The organism is Bacillus sp. 05T31, assembly GCF_056396725.1.
In genome coordinates this window covers 1-1,761 of record NZ_JBFTMA010000818.1, presented here as the reverse complement: position 1 = coordinate 1,761, position 1,761 = coordinate 1, and the positions used below count along the sequence as shown (strand labels likewise).

At 33.1% G+C, this 1,761-nt stretch carries 1 protein-coding gene; it reads left to right on the top strand.

All coding sequences use genetic code 11. From position 1 onward, the window contains the following. Positions 1-154 precede the first annotated feature (154 nt). Positions 155-1,761, top strand: a 1,607-nt coding sequence (locus AC1DJR_RS28685; protein ID WP_477004120.1) for a peptide ABC transporter substrate-binding protein, incomplete at its 3' end; no start/stop codon positions are given.

Genomic DNA, 1,761 nt, shown 5'->3' with positions numbered 1-1,761 from the left:
TGCTAACACCTATACGAAATAGACATAAAATATCGCTGATACGTCGCTAAATAAAATGAGAATAATTAACGACTAATAATGAATAATGGTTTATTATAATGGAAGCAACAAAATATAACGTTTTATAATATTTTATATTTAAGGAGAGCAATTCATGAAGCGAAAAAAGAGCCGTTTAATGGTAATGGCACTTGTTACATCTTTATTTTTAACAGCTTGTAATAATAAAGCGAATAAAAGTGATGTAGAAGCTAAAAAACAAGTGTTAAATGTAACAGTATCAGAAGAAATTCCTTCCCTTGATACTACGAAAACGATGGATGGTACATCAGCACACGTTATGCAAAACATATTTGAAGGATTGTATGTGATAGATGATCAAGATAATCCAACTCCCGCTATAGCAAAATCGTTTGAAAGAAGTAAAAATGGTAAAAAATATACATTTGATTTGCGTAAAGATGCAAAATGGTCAAATGGAGACAGTGTAACAGCCAATGATTTTATGTTTGCGTGGAGACGGGCGGTAAGTCATGAAACAGCGTCTCAATATGCGTATATGCTCTTTTACGTGAAAAATGCGAAAGAGATAAATAAGGGAACAATGCCTCTTGATGAACTTGGGGTTAAAGTTATAAATGATTATAAGTTAGAAGTGGAACTAGAACAGCCAATTCCGTATTTTTTACAGTTGTTAGCGTTACCTATATACTTACCACAGCACGAATCATTTTTAAAAGAACAAGGAAAGAATTATGCATTGGAACCTAGTAATCTCATATATAACGGTCCATTTGTATTAGAGAAGTGGAAGCATGAACAAGAGTTTCAATTAAAGAAGAGTGCTACATATTGGGATCAAAAGAAAGTGAAATTAGACGAGATAAACTTTCAAATTGTAAAGGATACAATGACAGYWGTWAAYTTATAYSAAGCTGGYGATTTGGATCGAGTRCCWATTAATTCTCAATTTGTAGACAAGTATAAAGGGAATAARSAATTRCATATGTCGAGCGATCCTGGRATTGCWATGCTCCGTTTTAATGAAAAAAATAATGCGTTAGCAAATAAGAAAGTACGTCAATCTATTTCATTAGCGTTAAATAAGAAGGATTTTGTTACTCACTTTATTAATAACGGGGCAAAACCTGCAAGTGGACTTGTACCAGTTGGTCATGTAAATGAAGAGACTGGTCAAGATTTTAGAAAAGAAAACGGAGATCTTTCTCCATATGATTTGCAAAATGCAAAAAAGATTTGGGAAGAAGCGAAGAAAGAACTGGGAGTAGACGAAGTAAAACTCGAATTTTTAACATATGAACAAGATAATGCAAAACGTATGGCRGAATATATAAAAGGTGACTTAGAAAAGMATTTGCAWGGATTAACGATACAAATTAAACAACAACCATTTAAGCAAAAATTACAGTTAGAACAAACAGGAGATTACGATATATCTATGGCAAATTGGGGACCTGACTATAAAGACCCAATTAGTTATTTAGAACTATTTACGACGGATAATCCGAATAACAAAATGAATTATTCTAACCTTCACTACGATGAATTAATAAAGAAAGCGAAAAGCGATCTAGTACTAGATCAGAATAAAAGATGGGAAGCATTACAAGAGGCCGAGCGAATTCTGCTAGAGGATGCTGCAGTTGCACCGCTTTATCAAATGGGATCAGCTTACGTACAAAAGGATTATGTAAAAGGAATTGAGAAGCATCAATTTGGTGGTGTTTATACGTATAAGAA